The organism is Candidatus Nanopelagicales bacterium, from assembly GCA_030700225.1.
GTDB lineage: Bacteria > Actinomycetota > Actinomycetes > S36-B12.
In genome coordinates this window covers 18,794-35,588 of record JAUYJT010000068.1, presented here as the reverse complement: position 1 = coordinate 35,588, position 16,795 = coordinate 18,794, and the positions used below count along the sequence as shown (strand labels likewise).

Annotated in this window: 16 protein-coding genes and 1 tRNA gene; 3 read left to right on the top strand and 14 right to left on the bottom strand. The window is 65.4% G+C overall.

The annotated features are described in order from the left end of the window. Positions 1-105 precede the first annotated feature (105 nt). On the bottom strand, positions 106-1,743 hold the full coding sequence (gene groL / locus Q8P38_11120; GenBank protein MDP4015153.1) for a chaperonin GroEL: 1,638 nt from the start codon (positions 1,741-1,743) through the stop codon (positions 106-108). A 364-nt stretch (positions 1,744-2,107) separates the two neighbouring features. On the opposite strand from groL, the gene Q8P38_11115 reads away from it, so the two are divergent. Then, positions 2,108-2,437, top strand: a complete 330-nt coding sequence (locus Q8P38_11115) for a DUF5709 domain-containing protein (protein ID MDP4015152.1) — start codon at positions 2,108-2,110, stop codon at positions 2,435-2,437. Here Q8P38_11115 and Q8P38_11110 read toward each other — a convergent pair. Beyond that, on the bottom strand, positions 2,431-2,718 hold the full coding sequence (locus Q8P38_11110) for a MoaD/ThiS family protein (protein ID MDP4015151.1): 288 nt from the start codon (positions 2,716-2,718) through the stop codon (positions 2,431-2,433). The two genes, Q8P38_11115 and Q8P38_11110, sit on opposite strands and share 7 nt — an antisense overlap. A 29-nt stretch (positions 2,719-2,747) precedes the next feature. Next, entirely contained in the window at positions 2,748-4,046 is a 1,299-nt protein-coding gene (gene thrC / locus Q8P38_11105) for a threonine synthase (protein ID MDP4015150.1), read from the bottom strand. 61 nt (positions 4,047-4,107) lie between these two features. Here thrC and Q8P38_11100 point away from each other — a divergent pair, with 61 nt between their 5' ends. Then, positions 4,108-5,187, top strand: a complete 1,080-nt coding sequence (locus tag Q8P38_11100; protein MDP4015149.1) for a glucosyl-3-phosphoglycerate synthase — start codon at positions 4,108-4,110, stop codon at positions 5,185-5,187. On the opposite strand, the gene Q8P38_11095 is transcribed toward Q8P38_11100, so the two are convergent. Beyond that, positions 5,146-5,451, bottom strand: a complete 306-nt coding sequence (locus tag Q8P38_11095; GenBank protein MDP4015148.1) for a DUF3263 domain-containing protein — start codon at positions 5,449-5,451, stop codon at positions 5,146-5,148. The two genes, Q8P38_11100 and Q8P38_11095, sit on opposite strands and share 42 nt — an antisense overlap. A gap of 125 nt (positions 5,452-5,576) precedes the next feature. Next, entirely contained in the window at positions 5,577-6,341 is a 765-nt protein-coding gene (locus tag Q8P38_11090; GenBank protein MDP4015147.1) for a type II CAAX endopeptidase family protein, read from the bottom strand. 282 nt (positions 6,342-6,623) lie between these two features. Here Q8P38_11090 and Q8P38_11085 point away from each other — a divergent pair, with 282 nt between their 5' ends. After that, entirely contained in the window at positions 6,624-7,751 is a 1,128-nt protein-coding gene (locus Q8P38_11085) for a chloride channel protein (GenBank protein MDP4015146.1), read from the top strand. On the opposite strand, the gene Q8P38_11080 is transcribed toward Q8P38_11085, so the two are convergent. The 9 genes from Q8P38_11080 to cysS all read right to left on the bottom strand — a co-directional run bounded on the left by Q8P38_11080 (position 7,740) and on the right by cysS (position 16,777). Continuing rightward, positions 7,740-8,174: a very short patch repair endonuclease gene (locus tag Q8P38_11080; protein ID MDP4015145.1), complete on the bottom strand. Its 435-nt coding sequence runs from the start codon at positions 8,172-8,174 to the stop codon at positions 7,740-7,742. The genes Q8P38_11085 and Q8P38_11080 overlap by 12 nt on opposite strands. Positions 8,175-8,194: 20 nt before the next feature. After that, positions 8,195-8,794 carry an Eco29kI family restriction endonuclease gene (locus tag Q8P38_11075; GenBank protein ID MDP4015144.1) on the bottom strand — a complete coding sequence of 200 codons (600 nt, stop codon included), beginning with the start codon at positions 8,792-8,794 and terminating at the stop codon, positions 8,195-8,197. Continuing rightward, positions 8,791-10,041, bottom strand: coding sequence for a DNA cytosine methyltransferase (locus Q8P38_11070; protein ID MDP4015143.1), 1,251 nt, complete (start codon positions 10,039-10,041; stop codon positions 8,791-8,793). Before Q8P38_11070 ends, Q8P38_11075 begins: the two co-directional genes overlap by 4 nt. Positions 10,042-10,230: 189 nt before the next feature. Continuing rightward, complete coding sequence (locus tag Q8P38_11065) at positions 10,231-11,538, bottom strand: hypothetical protein (GenBank protein ID MDP4015142.1); 1,308 nt, start codon at positions 11,536-11,538, stop codon at positions 10,231-10,233. Positions 11,539-11,731: 193 nt separating this feature from the next. Further along, a tRNA-Thr gene (locus Q8P38_11060) sits at positions 11,732-11,804 on the bottom strand. A gap of 247 nt (positions 11,805-12,051) precedes the next feature. Beyond that, positions 12,052-13,236 carry a hypothetical protein gene (locus Q8P38_11055; protein ID MDP4015141.1) on the bottom strand — a complete coding sequence of 395 codons (1,185 nt, stop codon included), beginning with the start codon at positions 13,234-13,236 and terminating at the stop codon, positions 12,052-12,054. A 51-nt stretch (positions 13,237-13,287) separates the two neighbouring features. Then, entirely contained in the window at positions 13,288-14,277 is a 990-nt protein-coding gene (locus Q8P38_11050; protein ID MDP4015140.1) for a hypothetical protein, read from the bottom strand. Positions 14,278-14,426: 149 nt separating this feature from the next. Then, positions 14,427-15,374: a 23S rRNA (guanosine(2251)-2'-O)-methyltransferase RlmB gene (rlmB, locus tag Q8P38_11045; GenBank protein ID MDP4015139.1), complete on the bottom strand. Its 948-nt coding sequence runs from the start codon at positions 15,372-15,374 to the stop codon at positions 14,427-14,429. Continuing rightward, positions 15,374-16,777 (bottom strand): cysteine--tRNA ligase, encoded by a 1,404-nt coding sequence (cysS, locus tag Q8P38_11040; GenBank protein ID MDP4015138.1) that lies wholly within the window; start codon positions 16,775-16,777, stop codon positions 15,374-15,376. The genes rlmB and cysS overlap by 1 nt, the downstream gene beginning before the upstream one ends. Between the last annotated feature and the right edge of the window lie 18 nt (positions 16,778-16,795).

The window sequence follows — 16,795 nt, the reverse complement described above, 5'->3', positions numbered from 1 at the left end:
GGGAGCGGATGGCGGGCAGCGGGCGCGGCGTCGGCTGAATTGTGGAGGGGCGGCGCCGCCGTAGCGGAACCGCCCCTCGCTTTGGGCCTATCTGGCTCGGACCTCCTAGAAGTCCATGCCTCCCATGCCCCCCATGCCTCCGTCGCCTCCCGGCATCGCAGGCGCTTGCTTCTCGGGCTTGTCGGCAACCACGGCTTCCGTAGTCAGGAACAGACCCGCGATCGACGCGGCGTTCTGCAGCGCTGACCTGGTGACCTTGGCCGGATCGATGATCCCGGCCGCGATCATGTCGACGTACTCGCCGGTGGACGCGTCCAGTCCCCAGCCTGGTTCAAGGCTCCGGACCTTCTCGACCACGACGCCGCCTTCGAGCCCGGCGTTGACGGCGATCTGCCTCAACGGAGCGGTGACAGCGCTCTTGACTAGCGCGGCTCCGGTCTCCTCGTCGCCGGACAGTTCCAGCTTCTCGAACGCCGCCGTGGACGCCTGAATCAGGGACACGCCACCACCGGCGACGATTCCTTCCTCAACAGCGGCCTTGGCGTTGCGCACGGCATCTTCGATGCGGTGCTTGCGCTCCTTCAGCTCGACCTCGGTGGCGGCTCCGGCCTTGATGACCGCGACTCCGCCAGCCAGCTTGGCCAGACGCTCCTGCAGCTTCTCCTTGTCGTAGTCGGAGTCGCTGTTGTCGATCTCGGCCCGGATCTGGTTGACCCTGCCGGCGATCTGGTCGGCGTCTCCGGAACCCTCGACAATCGTCGTCTCGTCCTTCGTGACTACTACCTTGCGGGCTCGGCCGAGCAGATCCAGGTCGATCGTCTCCAGCTTCAGGCCCACTTCCTCGGAGATGACCTGGCCACCGGTGAGGATGGCTAGGTCCTGCAGCATTGCCTTGCGGCGGTCGCCGAACCCAGGCGCCTTCACGGACACTGACTTGAACGTGCCACGGATCTTGTTCACGACCAGGGTGGCCAGGGCTTCGCCCTCGACGTCCTCGGCGATGATCACCAGGGCCTTGCCGGACTGCATTACCTTCTCCAGGATCGGCAGCACGTCTTTGACCGCCGAGATCTTGGAGTTGACGATGAGCAGGTATGGGTCCTCCAGGACCGCTTCCATGCGCTCGGTGTCGGTGACGAAGTACGGCGAGATGTAGCCCTTGTCGAAGCGCATACCCTCAGTCAGCTCAAGCTCGAGCCCGAAGGTGTTGCTTTCCTCGACAGTGATGACTCCCTCTTTGCCGACCTTGTCCATGGCCTCGGCGATGATTTCGCCGACCTCGGTGTCCGCCGCGGAGATGCTCGCGGTGGCCGCGATCTGCTCCTTGGTCTCGACTTCCTTGGCCAGCTCTAGCAGCTGGTTGGACACGGCCTCGACGGCCTGCTCGATTCCGCGCTTGAGCGCCATTGGGTTCGCCCCAGCAGCTACGTTGCGCAGACCCTCATGAACGAGTGCCTGAGCGAGCACGGTGGCCGTTGTCGTGCCGTCTCCGGCCACGTCATCGGTCTTCTTCGCGACCTCTTTGACCAGCTCGGCGCCGATCTTCTCGAAGGGGTCTTCCAGTTCGATTTCCTTGGCGATGGAGACTCCATCGTTGGTAATCGTGGGAGCGCCCCACTTCTTCTCAAGTACGACGTTGCGGCCTCTGGGGCCCAGTGTGACCCTGACGGCGTCGGCCAGGGTGTTCATACCCCGCTCGAGCGCCCGGCGGGCCTCCTCGTCGAACGCGATTATTTTCGACATACGGTGCGTTCCTCCGCAGAACGTATCGGGTGGTTACCGGCGCGACGCCCGCGACGGACGGCAAGGCACCGACTCCTCCTTCAGAGCCGACACCAGACCTCGTCGAACCGGCACAACACCCCCACAGGACCAGATCCAGACCGAGTTCATGCCACGATCTGTCACTCGACCCCCGAGAGTGCTAACTCACTTATTAGCACTCTAACGGCCAGAGTGCAAGATGACGCCTAGTGCGATCAACCAGCGAAGGCAGCGTGGAGCGGTCAATTGCGGCCTCCCGCCGACTGTCTACAGGCGGCCTGCAGGTGTCAGAATGAGGTATCCGCATACCGGTGGAGCGCGTGACGGCGAAAGGGAGGGGCTCATGTCTAGGCACGGACGAAGTAGTGAGCGGTACGACCCAGCCAAGGACGTCGTTGAGGAGATGTACCACGAGATATCGGAAGACTTGGGCACTGACGGCCCCGAGGAGACATTCGGACATCCGGACGAGAGCGTCATCGGGCGGCTGGTGGAGGAGGACGAGGGTGTCCGCCCCGACACCACTTCGGAGGTTCTGGCCTTCGACAGCCACGACGTCAGCGACCTGTCTGCCGAGGAAGCCGCAGTGCATCTCGTCGCCGACGAGGAGGAAGAGGCGGCGGCGGACCCAACCCTGACCCGCGCGGCCCGCCGGGCGCTAGAGGACTACTGAGCCCCGCCGGCTACAGCCGGAATCACGGCGATCGAGTAGCCATCCTCAAGGGGGGTGTCAAGGCCACCGGAGAACCGGACGTCTTCGTCGTTGACGTAGATGTTCACGAACCTGCGCATCGCTCCGGTATCGTCCAGCACGCGCGCCCGGATGCCCGGTGCGGCCTCCTCGAGTGACTGAAGTGCGGTAGCCAGAGTCGATCCGGGGGATTCGAGGGTGACTTCGGCGGCCCCTCCGGTGTAGGTGCGCAGAATCGTCGGGACTCGGACGGTAACGGGCATGACTCTCCTTACTTGGTTGCGGCCACAGATCAGGCGGTTCGGTCGTCAGCAGCGCGCGCTAGGACTTCCCGGGCCTCCTCGACGGAACCGTCGATGACAGCGGTCGGTCCCACGACTCCTGCCACCGCGTCGAGGGTCTTCAACCCGTCGCCAGTGTTCAGCAGCACGGTCTCCGCGTCCGGGTTGGCGACTCCCGTCGCCAGGAGCTTGCGGAACACGGCCAGAGTTACCCCGCCCGCGGTCTCGCCGAAGATCCCCTCCGTTCGCGCCATCAGCCGGATCGCGTCAACGAGATCCGGATCGCTGACGCTGTCTATGGCTCCGTTTGTCCGCCGGGCGACGTCGAGCGCGTAGGGCCCGTCAGCCGGGTTTCCGATGGCCAGTGACTTGGCAATGGTGTTGGGCTTGACGGGCCTGACCGCATCAGCTCCCTCGGCGAACGCCTGGGCCACCGGGGAGCACCCGTCGGCCTGCGCCCCGAACACCCTGTATTCGTGCTCATCCACTAGGCCGAGTGACACGAACTCTCGCCAGGACTTGTCGACTTTCGTCAGCAGCGACCCTGACGCCACCGGTATCACGATCTGATCCGGCAGGCGCCATCCAAGTTGTTCGGCGACCTCGTACCCGAGGGTCTTGGAGCCCTCCGCGTAGTAGGGCCGCAAGTTGACGTTGACGAAGCCCCACGTGTCGGTAATCGGGTCGCCGATCAGTTCGCTGCACAGCCGGTTGACGTCGTCGTAGGTGCCACGCACGCCTATCAAAGTTCCGCCGTAGGCAGCGGTCGTCACGGTCTTGCCGGCCTCAAGGTCGGCTGGGATCACGACCACGGAACGTTGCCCGGCGCGAGCAGCGGCCGCCGCCACCGCGTTGGCCAAGTTCCCGGTTGACGCGCACGCCAGCGTTGACAGGTTCAGCCGACGAGCGGCGGATTGGGCGACGGAGACGACGCGGTCCTTGAACGAGTGCGTTGGGTTGCCGCTGTCGTCCTTGATCCACAAAGGAGCGGTCATGCCCAGGGCTCGCTGAAGATTGTGCGCTCGCACGAGTTTGGTCTGTCCGGCCTGCAGGTTCGGCTCCTGCCCGGCGTACGCGGCGACCGGGAGTAGTCCGGAGTAGCGCCACAGAGAGTTCGGACCCGCCTCGATGGAGGCCCTCGTCACCTCGCCGAACACATACGCGGCTTCAAGTGGGCCGAAGCACTCCATGCATGCGTAGGCCGCGCCGAGGTCGTACCGTGCGCCGCACTCGCGGCACTTCAGGTGCGTTGCCGGCCCGAAATCGGGCTGGCCCGCAGCCAGATCGTTCTGGGGACTGTTGGCGGTCACTGCACGGGGCCTTCCTGCTGCCCTTGGGATGAGCCTTTTCCGTTGTGAGGTGGCCCGTGCGATGATCACCCAGGCCCTAACACTGTACTTCAGGGTTTGCCGGAGATGGGAGCGTGGGATGCGTCGGTTGGAGGGGAACTGGTTCGAGAATCGGTCCTCAGCCCTGGCGGATTGGGATCTGGACAGGTTGCTGGAGACCAAGGGAACCGCCCGGGTCGACGTGATTCTGCCTGCTCTGGATGAAGAGGACACCGTGGGCCCGATCGTGGCCGCGATCATGCGGGATCTCGTGGCACCCGGTCGCAGGCTCGTGGATGAAGTCATCGTTGTTGACTCGGGCAGCACCGATGCGACCGTGGATCGTGCCTCGGCGGCTGGCGCGAGAGTCGTGAAGACGGATTCCGTGCTGACGGACTTGCCGGTTGAGCGTGGCAAGGGCGAGGCTATGTGGCGGGGGCTGGCTGCGACGGCCGGTGACTTGGTCGTGTTCTTGGACGCGGATTTGCGGTCGTTCACGTCCGGGTACGTGGTTGGGCTGCTCGGGCCGCTGCTGGCGGACCCATCTGTCCACCTCGTCAAGGCCGCCTACGACCGGCCCTTGGTCCTTGGGGATCAGCGGATCGCCGACGGCGGGGGGCGCGTGACCGAGGTGCTTGCCAGGCCCTTGATCAACGCCCTTTGGCCTGAGCTCGGAGGTGTCGCGCAGCCTCTCGCCGGAGAGTTCGCGGCGAGGCGTTCCTTGCTGGAGTCGCTCCCGTTCCCGTGCGGCTATGGAGTGGAGACGGGTCTACTTGTTGACGTCTTCCGCGCGGTGGGGATTGATGGCATCGCGCAGGTGGACCTTGGTGTGCGCGTGCACCGCCACCAGGATTGGGCGGGTCTTTCCGGTATGGCCGCTGAGATCATCCATGCGGCGATGCTCAGAGCCGATCCGGCCGGGTTGATGTTTGAGCCTGGGCAGGGCGCGGCTCTGCCCGGATTCGTCAGGACACCGGAAGGGCTCGACAGGCAGGACCGGCCGGTTCAGGTGCTGGAGCGCCCACCGCTATCGTCCGTGCCGGAGTATCGCGGTGGTCGGCTGCGCGCGCCGGTCTCGGGGCTACGTCCGACGGTGCAGCGAGGTCCGCGCCTCGTTTCGTGAGGCTCGGAGTCGGCGCAGGCGCCTCACGAGTACCGGATCGGCGCACAGGGCCTCCGGGTTGTCGATCAGGTTGTTGAGCGTCTGGTAGTAGCGCGTTGTCGAGAAGTCGAACTGCTCTCGAATCGCATCTTCCTTGACCGCGCCGACGCGCCACCAAGCCCGCTCGAACTCCAGGATCCTTCTGTCAAGGTCAGGCAGTCCCCTAAAGGGCGGTACCCCCAGTTCCGCGTCGGCCGAGCCGGTCCGGTGTGCGCTTGCGATCATCTGTCTATCTCCCCAGCCTGCTCCCGTGGCCCGACGCGTTGGGCACCATCGTATTGCGACGGTGCGCCTCACTCGTGGAGCACACGGGGAGCAGTTCGCGGTTCCGAGAGCACGCCGGAGTCGGCCTAGCTGCCGGAGCTTGATCGAGCCGCTTCCCGGCGCGCGAACAGATAGCCCCACCCGTTCGTTGCCCAGTGCATGCCCATGGGGGCGATGAGCGACCCGGACCCCATCCGCAAGACGCAGAAGACGATCCCGCCGATCGTCGTCGTGACGACGGAAATGAGCACCGCTGTGATCTTGGCCAGCAGTCCACCGCCACCGACTCGGGATAGCCGGTCGTTTCGCAGGTGCATGTCCAGGGACGGCAGCACGTGCCACAGACCGAAGAGCACGGCCGACATCAGGGTGGCCCAGGCGACGCCGTACCGCCGCGCGAGCATCGCCCAAAGGACCGCTCGGAATGCGACCTCCTCGAAGAGCACGGTGCCGATGGGCAGCTCAACCATTGAGTGCCAGAAGAGTTTCGGCAGCGACAGATTCGCGATGTCGTGGTCCTGGAATGCGCCGCGTGTGTGGGGCAGGCGCGAACCGATCGCGTAGACGGTGAATATCGATAGCACGGCGATCGCGCCCCATATCGCCCCGGTGAGCCACGTCCAAGGCGCAAGACCCATGGAGGCCCAACTTGAGCCGTCCAGCTTGCCGAGGGCCAGCGCCACGACCGATCCGCCGAGCGTCCAGAACAGGTAGTAGCCGGGTAGCGCCTTGTGCGCTGCCACGTTGATCATCACCAGCAGAACGAGTACGGCGATTACAGGCCAGATCGGGAGCCCGGACTCGACCTTGGGGATCGCGCTACCCCAGGACGAGAGAAAGGCCTCGATCACGCCACCCTCGCATCCCGCAGCGGAATTGCCGCGCTGTCTGATCTTAGATCCAGGCGGCCGGGTCCTTGCGGCGGGCGTTTGGAGTCGGGGCACGGAGGCGCTCGAACTGCCAGGCCGCGCTCGAACTGACCAGCGGCGCCAATCTGCCCGTTATGGTCGCCATAGGCCCGACATTCGCGTTCTTAGCGACCATAGCGGGTCGATGCGATCCAGGAATCCGACAATACGGACAGGCAGATCCTTCCCCGGCTCGCGGGCGGCCGCATGTGGAATCGTTGAGGCGTGGTGCGAAGAGGCGGTGTCCTACCCTCCGCGCTGATCGCGGTCATCAGCTTGCCTTGCGGGTACGTCGTCTACAGGGTCGTTCAGGCGATCGTGGGCTGGCTGTGGATCGAGGGCCCCGAGTCCTGGTGGGATGGGCGCCCGCCGTGGATCTACATGCTCGCTCTTCCGGTCGCTGCGGGCGCGCTGGTCTACCTGGCCAGGTCGCGCGGCGGGGATGGGCACAACCCGCTATTCGGGATCTCCATGGAGCCCGTGAGCCCGCGTGACTACCCGAGCGTTCTGGCGGCGATAGTGCTGTCCTTGGCGGGCGGGCTCGTGCTGGGTCCTGAGGTAGCCATGGTGTCAACCGGGTCATTCCTGGGTGGCGCCCTGGGAAATGCGTGGAGCGTGCCGGTCAAGCGAGGCGTGATGATCGGGGCGGCCGCGTCTCTTGCCGCGCTCCTAGTCGATCCGCTCTTCTCCGGCCAGCTGAGGATCCAGGGCGTCTACCAGTTCTCTGCCTGGGACCTGCCGATGGCGGCTGGAGCCGGAGTGGCGACTGCCCTTCTGCTCGTGGTCGTGAGGCTGGGGGCCATTGGGCTGCTGCGCTTCCGGGGCGGCGACAAGCCGCGGATTTGGCAGCTGATGGTGGGCGGTCTGGTCGTGGGTGCGATCGCGGTCGGCTACCAGTCGGCGAGCGGCCAGAAGGTGGACCTGGTGCTGACGAGTGGGGAGACTCTGATCGCGCCGCTCGTGACGCTCGGCTCGGCCAGCTTGATCGCTTGGACGGTCCTGGCCAAGTGCGCCGCGTACGCGGTGAGCCTTGGGTCTGGATTCCGTGGCGGACCTTACTTCCCCGCGATGTTCGCCGGGGCCGGTCTCGGTGCGGCAGGGGCAGGTGCCCTAGGCCTGTCTGCCGAGCCAGCGGCGATCGCGGGAGTTCTGGCCGGGATCACGTTCCTGGCTCACGCGAAATGGAGCGTGAGTCTGGCACTGTCCCTTGTCATCGCGTTTGGCCTCGCAGGACCTGCGATGGTGCCAGTCGCGTTGATTGGCGGTGCTTGCGGTCGCCTGATTCCGATTCCGATACCGAGACCGGCTGAGCCTGAGACGGCCGATGCCGTCGGTGCGGCTTCACAGGACTAGGTCATGTGTCGGCCGCACCGCAGCGGCCACTCGACGTGCCGCCTGCTGCGGATCGTCATGCTCCCAGATGCGAATGACCCGCCACCCGGCATCGACGAGATGGCCGTCGGTGCCCTTGTCCCTGGCGATGTTGTCGGTGACTTTGCGGGCCCAGAACCCGGAATTCAGGGTGGCTGGTCGATGATGTTCGGCGCACCCATGCCAGAAACACCCGTCCAGAAACACAGCGACCTTCGCCCTCGTGAACACAAGGTCGGCCCGCCGACGAAGCTGAGGCAGCGGTTGCTTGTCGACTCGGTATCGCAGACCCAACGCATGCACGGCGGATCTGAGAGCCAGTTCAGGTTGGGTATCCCTGCTCCGGTTGCCCCGCATCACGGAGCGAACCGCTGGCGTGCTCGCCCAACTCGCCGCTTGTGTCACGCCTCCAGTGTCGGACGCGGCTAGTCGAGTCGCTGCGTCAGGTACTCCTGGGCGTCAGCTTGGATCTCCTCAGATGTCTCGGGCCGCGGTTGCAGATTGTTGGCCCATGCGCGGCCAGGGTGCAGAACGTCCCAGCGCGAACGCACCCCCGCATGCCTGCCGCTGCCCGTGTCGTGGTTACCGAAGCCGTCGATGAGCGCGTTCCACAGCGGAGCCGAACGGTTGATCAGGAGTGATTCACCCAGCGGTATCCAGATCTGCTCCACGACCAGCCACCGAACACCGAAGTCCTCCAGCTCAAGGTTCTCCGCCATCTCTATGCTCCGACGATGTTGGCGAAGACGATGGCACAGAGCCCTGGACTGCGGCGCTGCGAGCAGTCCTTTCCGTGAGCCCTTTGGAACGGCCTTTCCGGCGTAGATCGGCACGTCGTAGCTCTCCCGGTTCGCCTCCGAGAGCAGCGCGTAGGAGGGGAACGGCCCCGTGTAGTAGACCGCATAGATCCCGGCACCTTCGAACTGGTCCAGTTCCGCGAACGGCGTCGCTTCTGATACCGCGAGCGCTTGGGCCACGGAGGCGCCCAGGTTCTCGATGTCGAGCGGGTTGAACGGCTTGCTCATGCGGTCAGTCTGTTGCCGCCCGACGATCGTGTCGCGCCTCCCCCACGGAGCGGTGGGGGTCCCCCCGCCCGGCGACAGCCGGGGAGGGGGAGGACCCCCATTCCGGCGATCGCGAGGTGCTCCGCCACACTCCCGGCGAGGCGCTGTGCGAGCAGGACCGGAACCGCGTTTCCCAGTTGACGCATCGCTTCGGTCCACGAGCCGTGCAGTTCGTACCGGTCAGGGAACGTCTGGAGCCGAGCGCTCTCGCGAACGGTGAAGTACCGGACGGAGCCGTCCTGTCGCAGCATCATGTTCTCGCCACCTGGAACTCCGTGGTCGCCAGCCTTCAGGGTCTTCGCGGGCAAGTCCAGGTGACTGCCGGTGTGGCCCACGTATGGGCGGGCACCCGGCTGTAGAACGTGGTTCAGCGCGTTCGCGGTGCCGTGGGGGAGGGGTTCTGGCAGGCCGACGAGCGCGTCGCGCACCGTGCGCCACGGGCGCAGATCGCAGTCTTGCCGAGGAAGCTCCGGGGGCGAGTCAGGCGCCGTCGGCCGATCTCCTGGTTTGACACGGTGCCGCTCCCAGTAAGAGCCAGTAACCCATTGATCGTGCAGCAGGACTTGCTTCGAATGCGTGGCGTCGGGGAAGCTCCATTCCGCGTCCACATCGGAGCGGAAGCCCACGATGATGACTCGGTGGCGCTGTTGGGGAACGCCGTAGTCAGCTGCGTTCACGACTGTCGGCACGACGTTGTACGCCAGGCCGTGCTCTGAGCTGGTTTGCTCCGCCTGGAGCCGGTGGAAGTGGTCGACCCAGGTCTCGGGATCGCGTCGAACCGATTCCGGGTAGCTCAGTCGCAGAAGGATGTACTGGTAGTAGTTCGCGAACGTAGAACGGGTCAGCCCGCGAACATTCTCGATGATGAACGCCCGAGGCTGCACGGCCCTGATCACCTCGGTGGCTGCGGGGAACATGTCTCGGCGATCCTGCGCGGCACCATGTTTGCCGCCCATCGAGAAGGGCTGGCACGGTGGTCCACCGGAGACTAGGTCGATTGGCCCCTCCACCGAACCCCAGTCCACGGACCTGACATCGCCTTCCACAAGATTCCATTCGCGGACGAGCGGGTAGTCTGCGGCCTGATTGTGCCGGATCGTGTCGCACGCCCACCGGTCCCACTCCACGACGAGAGCGGGATGGAAGCCAGCGAGCTCGCAGCCGAGGGCCAGGCCGCCGGCTCCAGCGAAGAGTTCAACGGAGCGCATGCTACGCAGGCTATTCCGTAGGTCCGTCAGTCTGGAGGACTTGTTCGGCGCGGCGCCGACACTGTTGAAAACCCGGGTCGGGCCGTGCCTGTGGATGCGCCGCAGTCGAGGCGAACGACGCAGACTTGCCTCAGGACCGTTCTCCCCCAGCGGACGCCAGTGGCCCGGCTGCGGAGGAGTGAGTCAGGGCTATCCCGGTCCAGGGGACAGCCGGGCGATGCGGTTTCCGGGGGCGCCGTTTTCGGTCGTGAAGCTGCCAGTGAGGACGATCCCTCCGTCGGGCTGTATCGCCACCGAGTAGCCCATCCCGTTCAGGCCTCCGTTGTTTTCGTTGAAGTTGGAATCGGGCGTCCCGTCCGCGTTGAATCGCGCGACGTTGTTCGTGGGGATGCCGCCAGCCTTGTTGAAGTCGCCGGTCACGACGATCTTGCCGTCAGGCTGCAGAGCCACGGCGAAGCCTGCGAAGTAGGCGCCGTTGAGGCCGCCGTAAGTGTTGCTGGCAAAGCGAACGTCGGGGGCCCCGTCGGAGTCGATCCGGGCGATGCGATCCCCTGGAGCACCGTGGGTTGTCATGAAGCTACCGGTGATGATGATCTTGCCGTCGGGCTGCAGAGCCACCGAGGAGCCCGAGCCGTAGCCAGCTTCGGGGCGGTCGGCGAAGTTGACGATGAAGCGGACGTCAGGACGGCCGTCTGCTTCGAACCGCGCGACGAGGCTTGAAGTCATGCCCCCGGCCTCGCTGAAGCCGCCGGCGACGATGATCTTGCCGTCGGGCTGAACAGCCAGGGAGTTGCCCCCGAGGGAGTCGAGGCCGCCGTTGGTCATCTTGATGAAGCTGGTGTCGGGGGTGCCGTCGGCGTTGAAGCGCGCGATGCCGTTCGCGGTGGCGCCTCCGGCTAGGTTGAAACCGCCGGTGACCACGATCTTTCCATCGGGCTGCACGGCCACGGAGTTGCCGCTGGGAGGAATCACCATCCCCGGGTCGATGCTTCGCTTCGACGGCTCTGACCAGCCTTTGTCAGTAAGTCCGCCGTTTGTGCTGGCGTTGAAGGCCGTGTCTGGCGTGCCATCCGCGTTGAAGCGCGCGATGCGCGGCGCGCTTGTGCCTCCGGCTTTGGTGAAGCTGCCGGTGACGATGATCTTGCCGTCAGTCTGCACTGCTACGGAGTGGCCAGCCTTGTTCAGGCCGCCGTTTGTGCTGGCGTTGAAGCTGGTGTCGGGTGTGCCGTCGGTGTTGAAGCGCGCGATGCGCGGCGCGCTTGTGCCTCCGGCTTTGGTGAAGCTGCCGGTCACGATGATCTTGCCGTCAGTCTGCACTGCTACGGAGGAGCCAGCCCCATTCAGGCCGCCGTTGGTGTTGGCGGTGAAGGTCGCGTCGAACCGCATGCTCTCCGTGTCGGGCGCGGCCGTGCAGCCAGCCAAGACCCCTACAGTCACCAGCAGGCCCGCGAGAGAACCGACAAGCACGAGACTGCGACGATTCGGGCTGCTTCCCATGATTCCCCTTTCCCCGCAACGACCAAGCTCCGCCCTGGCGTCTGACAGGACCCTCTCGATCGGCGCGTGCGCCACCCTTTTCGGGGGTCAGACGCGCGGGGATTGCGAGGGGTTCCGCCGGACTTCAGGTCGAGCCTTCAGATGGGGCAGACGCCGCGCCGTGGGGGGAGCTGAGTCCAAGGCTCAGCACCAGAGCCGACGCCGGGGCTCGAACCCGGAACCACCTGTTTACAAGACAGGTGCGCTGCCAATTGCGCCACGTCGGCCGACTCAAGAAGTGTAGGACGGTTGGGGTGATGCGTGCCCCGCGCCGATGCTCGGTTCGGGCTCCGCATCGTCGGCCATCACCCCCCAGGAGTTTGCGGCCGTTCCCGACAAACGCGACGGTTTGGGTACAGACGCGCCCGTTGCAACGAGCGTTTCTTCGCGTAACGGGTGCGTTTGTTCGGAGCATCCGCTTCGGCGGGGGGAGGGCGGGGCTGCAGTGGGAAGTCCGGCGCCGGACTTCGCGAATCACGGCTTGGGGGTGCGGATCCACAGGCGAAGGAGGAAGAGCCCGAGCGCCACGGCCGCCACGAGGACAGCCGCTGCCACACCCCACAGCATGCCGCTTCGTCCAGAAACGGTGAACTTCGGGTTTTGGGCCGCGGTGATCGTGAAGTCGGGGGTGACAAGTTGGAATACGAACTCATACTCGCCGGGGATGAAGCCGTCGTCAGGCCGATAGCTCTGGCGCAGCTCGCTGATGCCGGTGGGGAGCTTTGGGAACTGCTGGAGTAGTACCTTGTCAATCTCCTGGCCGTCGCGCATGACGCGGACGTCCGCGGTAACAGGCCCTTCGATTGGTCGGACGTTGTTCTTGACCGCGCCAAGCAGATCCACGGTGACGATCTTGTCTTCCTCCATCTTCTTGTTGGCTGCGGCGACTAGGAACGACACGGTGTCCACCTTGATGACGACCGTCTTGTCCTCGTTCGCGTCGAGGTGGAATGGCTCACGGACGTTCACGAGCTTGGGGATGTTGAAGACGGCGAAGTAGTCACCAGGCGCCAAGGTCGCCTCCAATGTGGAGCCGACAGTCTCGCGGACAGTGATGGGGGTTGGTTTGCCTGGCATCGCGATACTCAACCCGCCGGAGACTGCGGAATCGTCGGCAGAGGAGAGCGCTTGCACCTTGACGCTTCCCGCTTCGCCTGGAACGACAACTTTGAACACGACCGCGAACGCTGGCTTGTACACCAGCTTCCCCTGCTTGTGTGGCACGTTCGTTTGCTTGCCCTCCACCAGAATCTCGTATTCCCCTTTGGGGACGAACTCCTCCACCTTGATGGCGAAGTGGAAGTCGTGCTGCTGCATTGGGGCCAGATCGGCGGTTGGGCTGTCCGGTACGACCGTGATGCCGTCAGGTACTTTCGATTCGAACTCCACCGTGGCTTTCCCGGTTCCGGTGTTTTGGATGCGCAGAAACTGCACTGGCGGCAGTTCCGCCCCAGGCTGGATCGAGAAGACGGTGCTGGCCGGGAAAGAGCTAGAGCCCCCGATCCCGTAGCGGGGCTCCGCTGTGGCCTGTGAGGGCAGTCCGGCCACCGCTACGACTGATAGGGCCCATGCCGCCATGAAACCCACGGCGACTCGCTTCCAGATCATCGCTGCGCCTCCGAATGTCCGCATCCTGCGGCGAGAGTAGTCGGTTGACATGCTGAGGGTGGGGAGGTTTCCCTCCCCACCCTCAGAACTGACTTCTCGCTGCTACGCCTGCGCGGCAACGGTCACTGTCAAGGCCCCTGTGTAGGTCTGGGCCGGGACCTGACCACCTGTGGCCAGGCGGCAGGACGCAACGTTGGTGGTGTTGCCGTCCTCCACTGCCCCGCCGGTCAGAATGTTCGAATGCACTTCGGTCGCTCCTGCGGCTATCCGGGCTGCGCCGGTGTTGTCGTAGGTAGCCGAGCCTCCGAGGCAATCGAGTGCGAACTTGGTGACATCTGGCGCCGCGGTAACCAAACCGCCCATGTTCGTCATCGTCGTGGTCCCGTCTGTCAGGTTCGCCACGGCGTATGAGATGTCGGTCGCGCCGTTGACCTGCAGCGTGCCGTGGGAGATGTTCTGCGCGTTCGCGCTTCCGTCCTTCGCCAACTCTCCGTAGCTCTGACCAGCACGGTTGGTGTCAACGGATCCGTAGTAGGCGACCGAATGCGTTGCGTCCGTGACCGTGTGCGTCCCGGCACTCGTGTCCAACGCGGTGACCTTAGCCGTCCAGTCTCCTTGCAACGCGGCCTCGCCGACCTTGAACTTGAAGTTCAGGTCCATCGCGGTGTTGGTGGCGGTGTAGTCCGAGAGGGAAGTCTGGTCGGCCCAATACGTCGAGCCGCCGGAAGTGAGCACGAACGCGTCATCCGCCCTCGTCCAGACCATCTTCATCGTGTTCTGCGAATCTGTCGACGAGCAGTCCGAAGTGCCTCCTGCGGTGTTGTATAGACACAAGGTCACCGTGTTCAGATCCAATAGCGTGTTTCCGTCAGTGATCGTCGCGTCGATCTGATATGTGGCCGACGTACCGTTCGCGGCAGGCTGCATCGCGAAGCCAGCCGTCACAGCTGACACGACCGGATCGATGTTCCCCTGATCGAAATCGTCCGCCTGCGCTGGTGCTACAGCGACCGCCGTCATGGCGCCCGCTACCAAAGCCGCGGATGCCAGCCCAGCCCACATCCTCAGCCTCTGCCGTTTCCCGTGGTTCATCTCTAACTCCAATCCGCCCGTACAGAGCGTGTTACCTGCGTCACATATTGTTGATTGTCCACGCTGTTTCCCACGGATACAACCTGGACAGCGAACTTCTTTCAGATTTCCTGCGAGCGGTCGCCAGGCGGGCCCGAACGCCGCCTGGGTCAGCGGCCCTGGGTCAGCAGGTATAGGGCGATCGACGTCGCCGCCGAGGCGTTGAGCGACTCGGTCTGCTCATGAATGCCGATGGTGGCCACGGCGTCGCAGCGTTCGGCGACGAGGCGGGAGATCCCGCTGGATTCCGAGCCCACGACGAGTGCGACGGGCTGCTCGAGCAGGCGGCTATCAAGGCTCTCGATCGGGACTCCGTCAGATGCCGAAAGGCCGACGGCCACGTAGCCGTCCTTCTGTAGGGCCGACAGCGCGCGAGCGACGTTGACGACGCGCGCGACCGGCACTCGAGCCAGCGCGCCCGCTGAGGCTCGCCAGGCCGCCGCGGTGACTGCCGCCGCCCGCCTCTCCGGTATGACGATCCCGTCCACGCCGAAGGCGGCCGCTGATCTGGCGATCGCCCCAAGGTTCCGGGGGTCCTGGATGTGATCCAGGACCACGACGACTGACCGACCGGCCGCCGGATCCCCAGCGGCGCGGCGTAGGTCAGCTAGGTCCGCATACGCGAACGGTGCGACCAAGAGTGCGATTCCCTGATGCGGCAGCCCGTCAGCCAGACGGTCCAGCTCCGGGCGCGTGCGAAGCGACAGCGGGATACCGCCCTGTTCGGCCGCCCGCTTGGCCCGCCTGATCCGAACGTCCTCAACGGCGGAGTCCAGCACCGCCAGCTCCACCGCCGGAATGCCAGCCGCCAAAGCCTCGTCGACTGCGTTGCGGCCCAGGATCACCTCCTGCCGCATCGCGCGAACAGGTCCCGGCGAACGGTCAGCGCGCTTACGGCGGGCCTTGGCAGCCGCCGGGTGGCCCGGTCGGTTCACAGCCGGAGGAGTCGGCCCTTTGCCCGACAAAGCACGCTTGCCTCGGCCGCCTGAACCGACGGCCGCGCCCTTAGCCGACCTCGCGCCGCGAACCGCTCCACGTCGGCTTGAGTTACCCGCCATCACTGGTCCGCTGCGGGATCGAGCGTCCACCTGGATCCGGCGGCCCCGTCCTCAACCGCGATACCCGCGCGCCGAAGCGTCTCCCGAATCTCGTCGGCGGCTGCGAAGTCACGCCGGTCCCGGGCCGACTGCCTCTGCAGCAGAAGGTGATCGACCAAAGCGCTGAGCGCCTCGTGGATCCCCGCATCAACGTCCTGGACCCACTCCTTTGCCAGCGGGTCGACGCCAAGCAGATCAGCCATGAGCCTGACCGATGCCAGCGTCGCGCGAAGCTCGGGTGCGGCCGCGTCGGCGCCGAGCTGGGTGTTGCCGTCGCTGACGGCGTTGTGAAGCACTGCCAAGGCCGCCGAGACTCCCAGGTCGTCGTCCATGGCGGCCACGAACGCCGGGGGCAGGACCGCGCCCAGCTCGACCTGGCCTACGCGCTCCGTCGCGCGTTGGACGAAGGACTCGATTCGGTGATAGCCAGCCGCGGCCTCCGTCAACGACTCGGGGGAGAACTCCAGCATCGAACGGTAGTGAGCCGACCCGAGGTAATAGCGCAACTCGACCGGCCGGGCCTGCTTGATCAGCTCGCTGACCAGGAGTGTGTTGCCCAGCGACTTGCTCATCTTCTCGCCCGCCGTCGTCACCCAGGCGTTGTGCATCCAATACCGGGCGAATGGGTATCCAGCCCCCTGCGACTGCGCTATCTCATTCTCGTGATGGGGAAAGACCAGGTCCAGTCCGCCGCCGTGGATGTCGAACTCCTCCCCGCAGTACTTCGTGGCCATGGCGGAGCACTCCAGATGCCACCCTGGCCGTCCAGCTCCCCACGGCGTGGGCCATGTCGGCTCGCCGGGCTTGGCGCTCTTCCACAAGGCGAAGTCCCGCGGGTCGCGCTTACCGCGCAGCGACTCATCCTCGGCCTGGGGCACATCCTCCAGTCGGTGGCCGCTGAGATCTCCGTAGCCGGGCCAAGACCGGACGTCGTAGTAGACGTCTGCTCCGACCGCGTAGGCATGACCGCGCTCGATGAGGCGGCTCATCAGGTCGATCATCTCGGGCACATGTCCTGTGGCCCGAGGTTCGTAGGACGGTGGACGCACACCAAGGCACGTGTAGGCGGAGTCGAACGCGCGCTCGTTCAACATCGCCCATTCCCACCACGGATACCCGGCCTCGGCGGACTTGGCCAGGATCTTGTCGTCGATGTCAGTGACGTTTCGGATCAGAGTCACGGCCAGGCCCTTGTACTCCAGCCAGCGCCGCAGGACGTCGAACACGACGGCTGAACGCATGTGCCCGATGTGTGGCAGAGACTGGACCGTCGCGCCGCACACGTATATCGACGCCGTCCCGGGCCGGACAGGTTGGAATTCGCGGACCGACCGGCTGGCGGTGTCGTGGAGGCGCAGGGTCACGCGACAAGGCTACCGAGG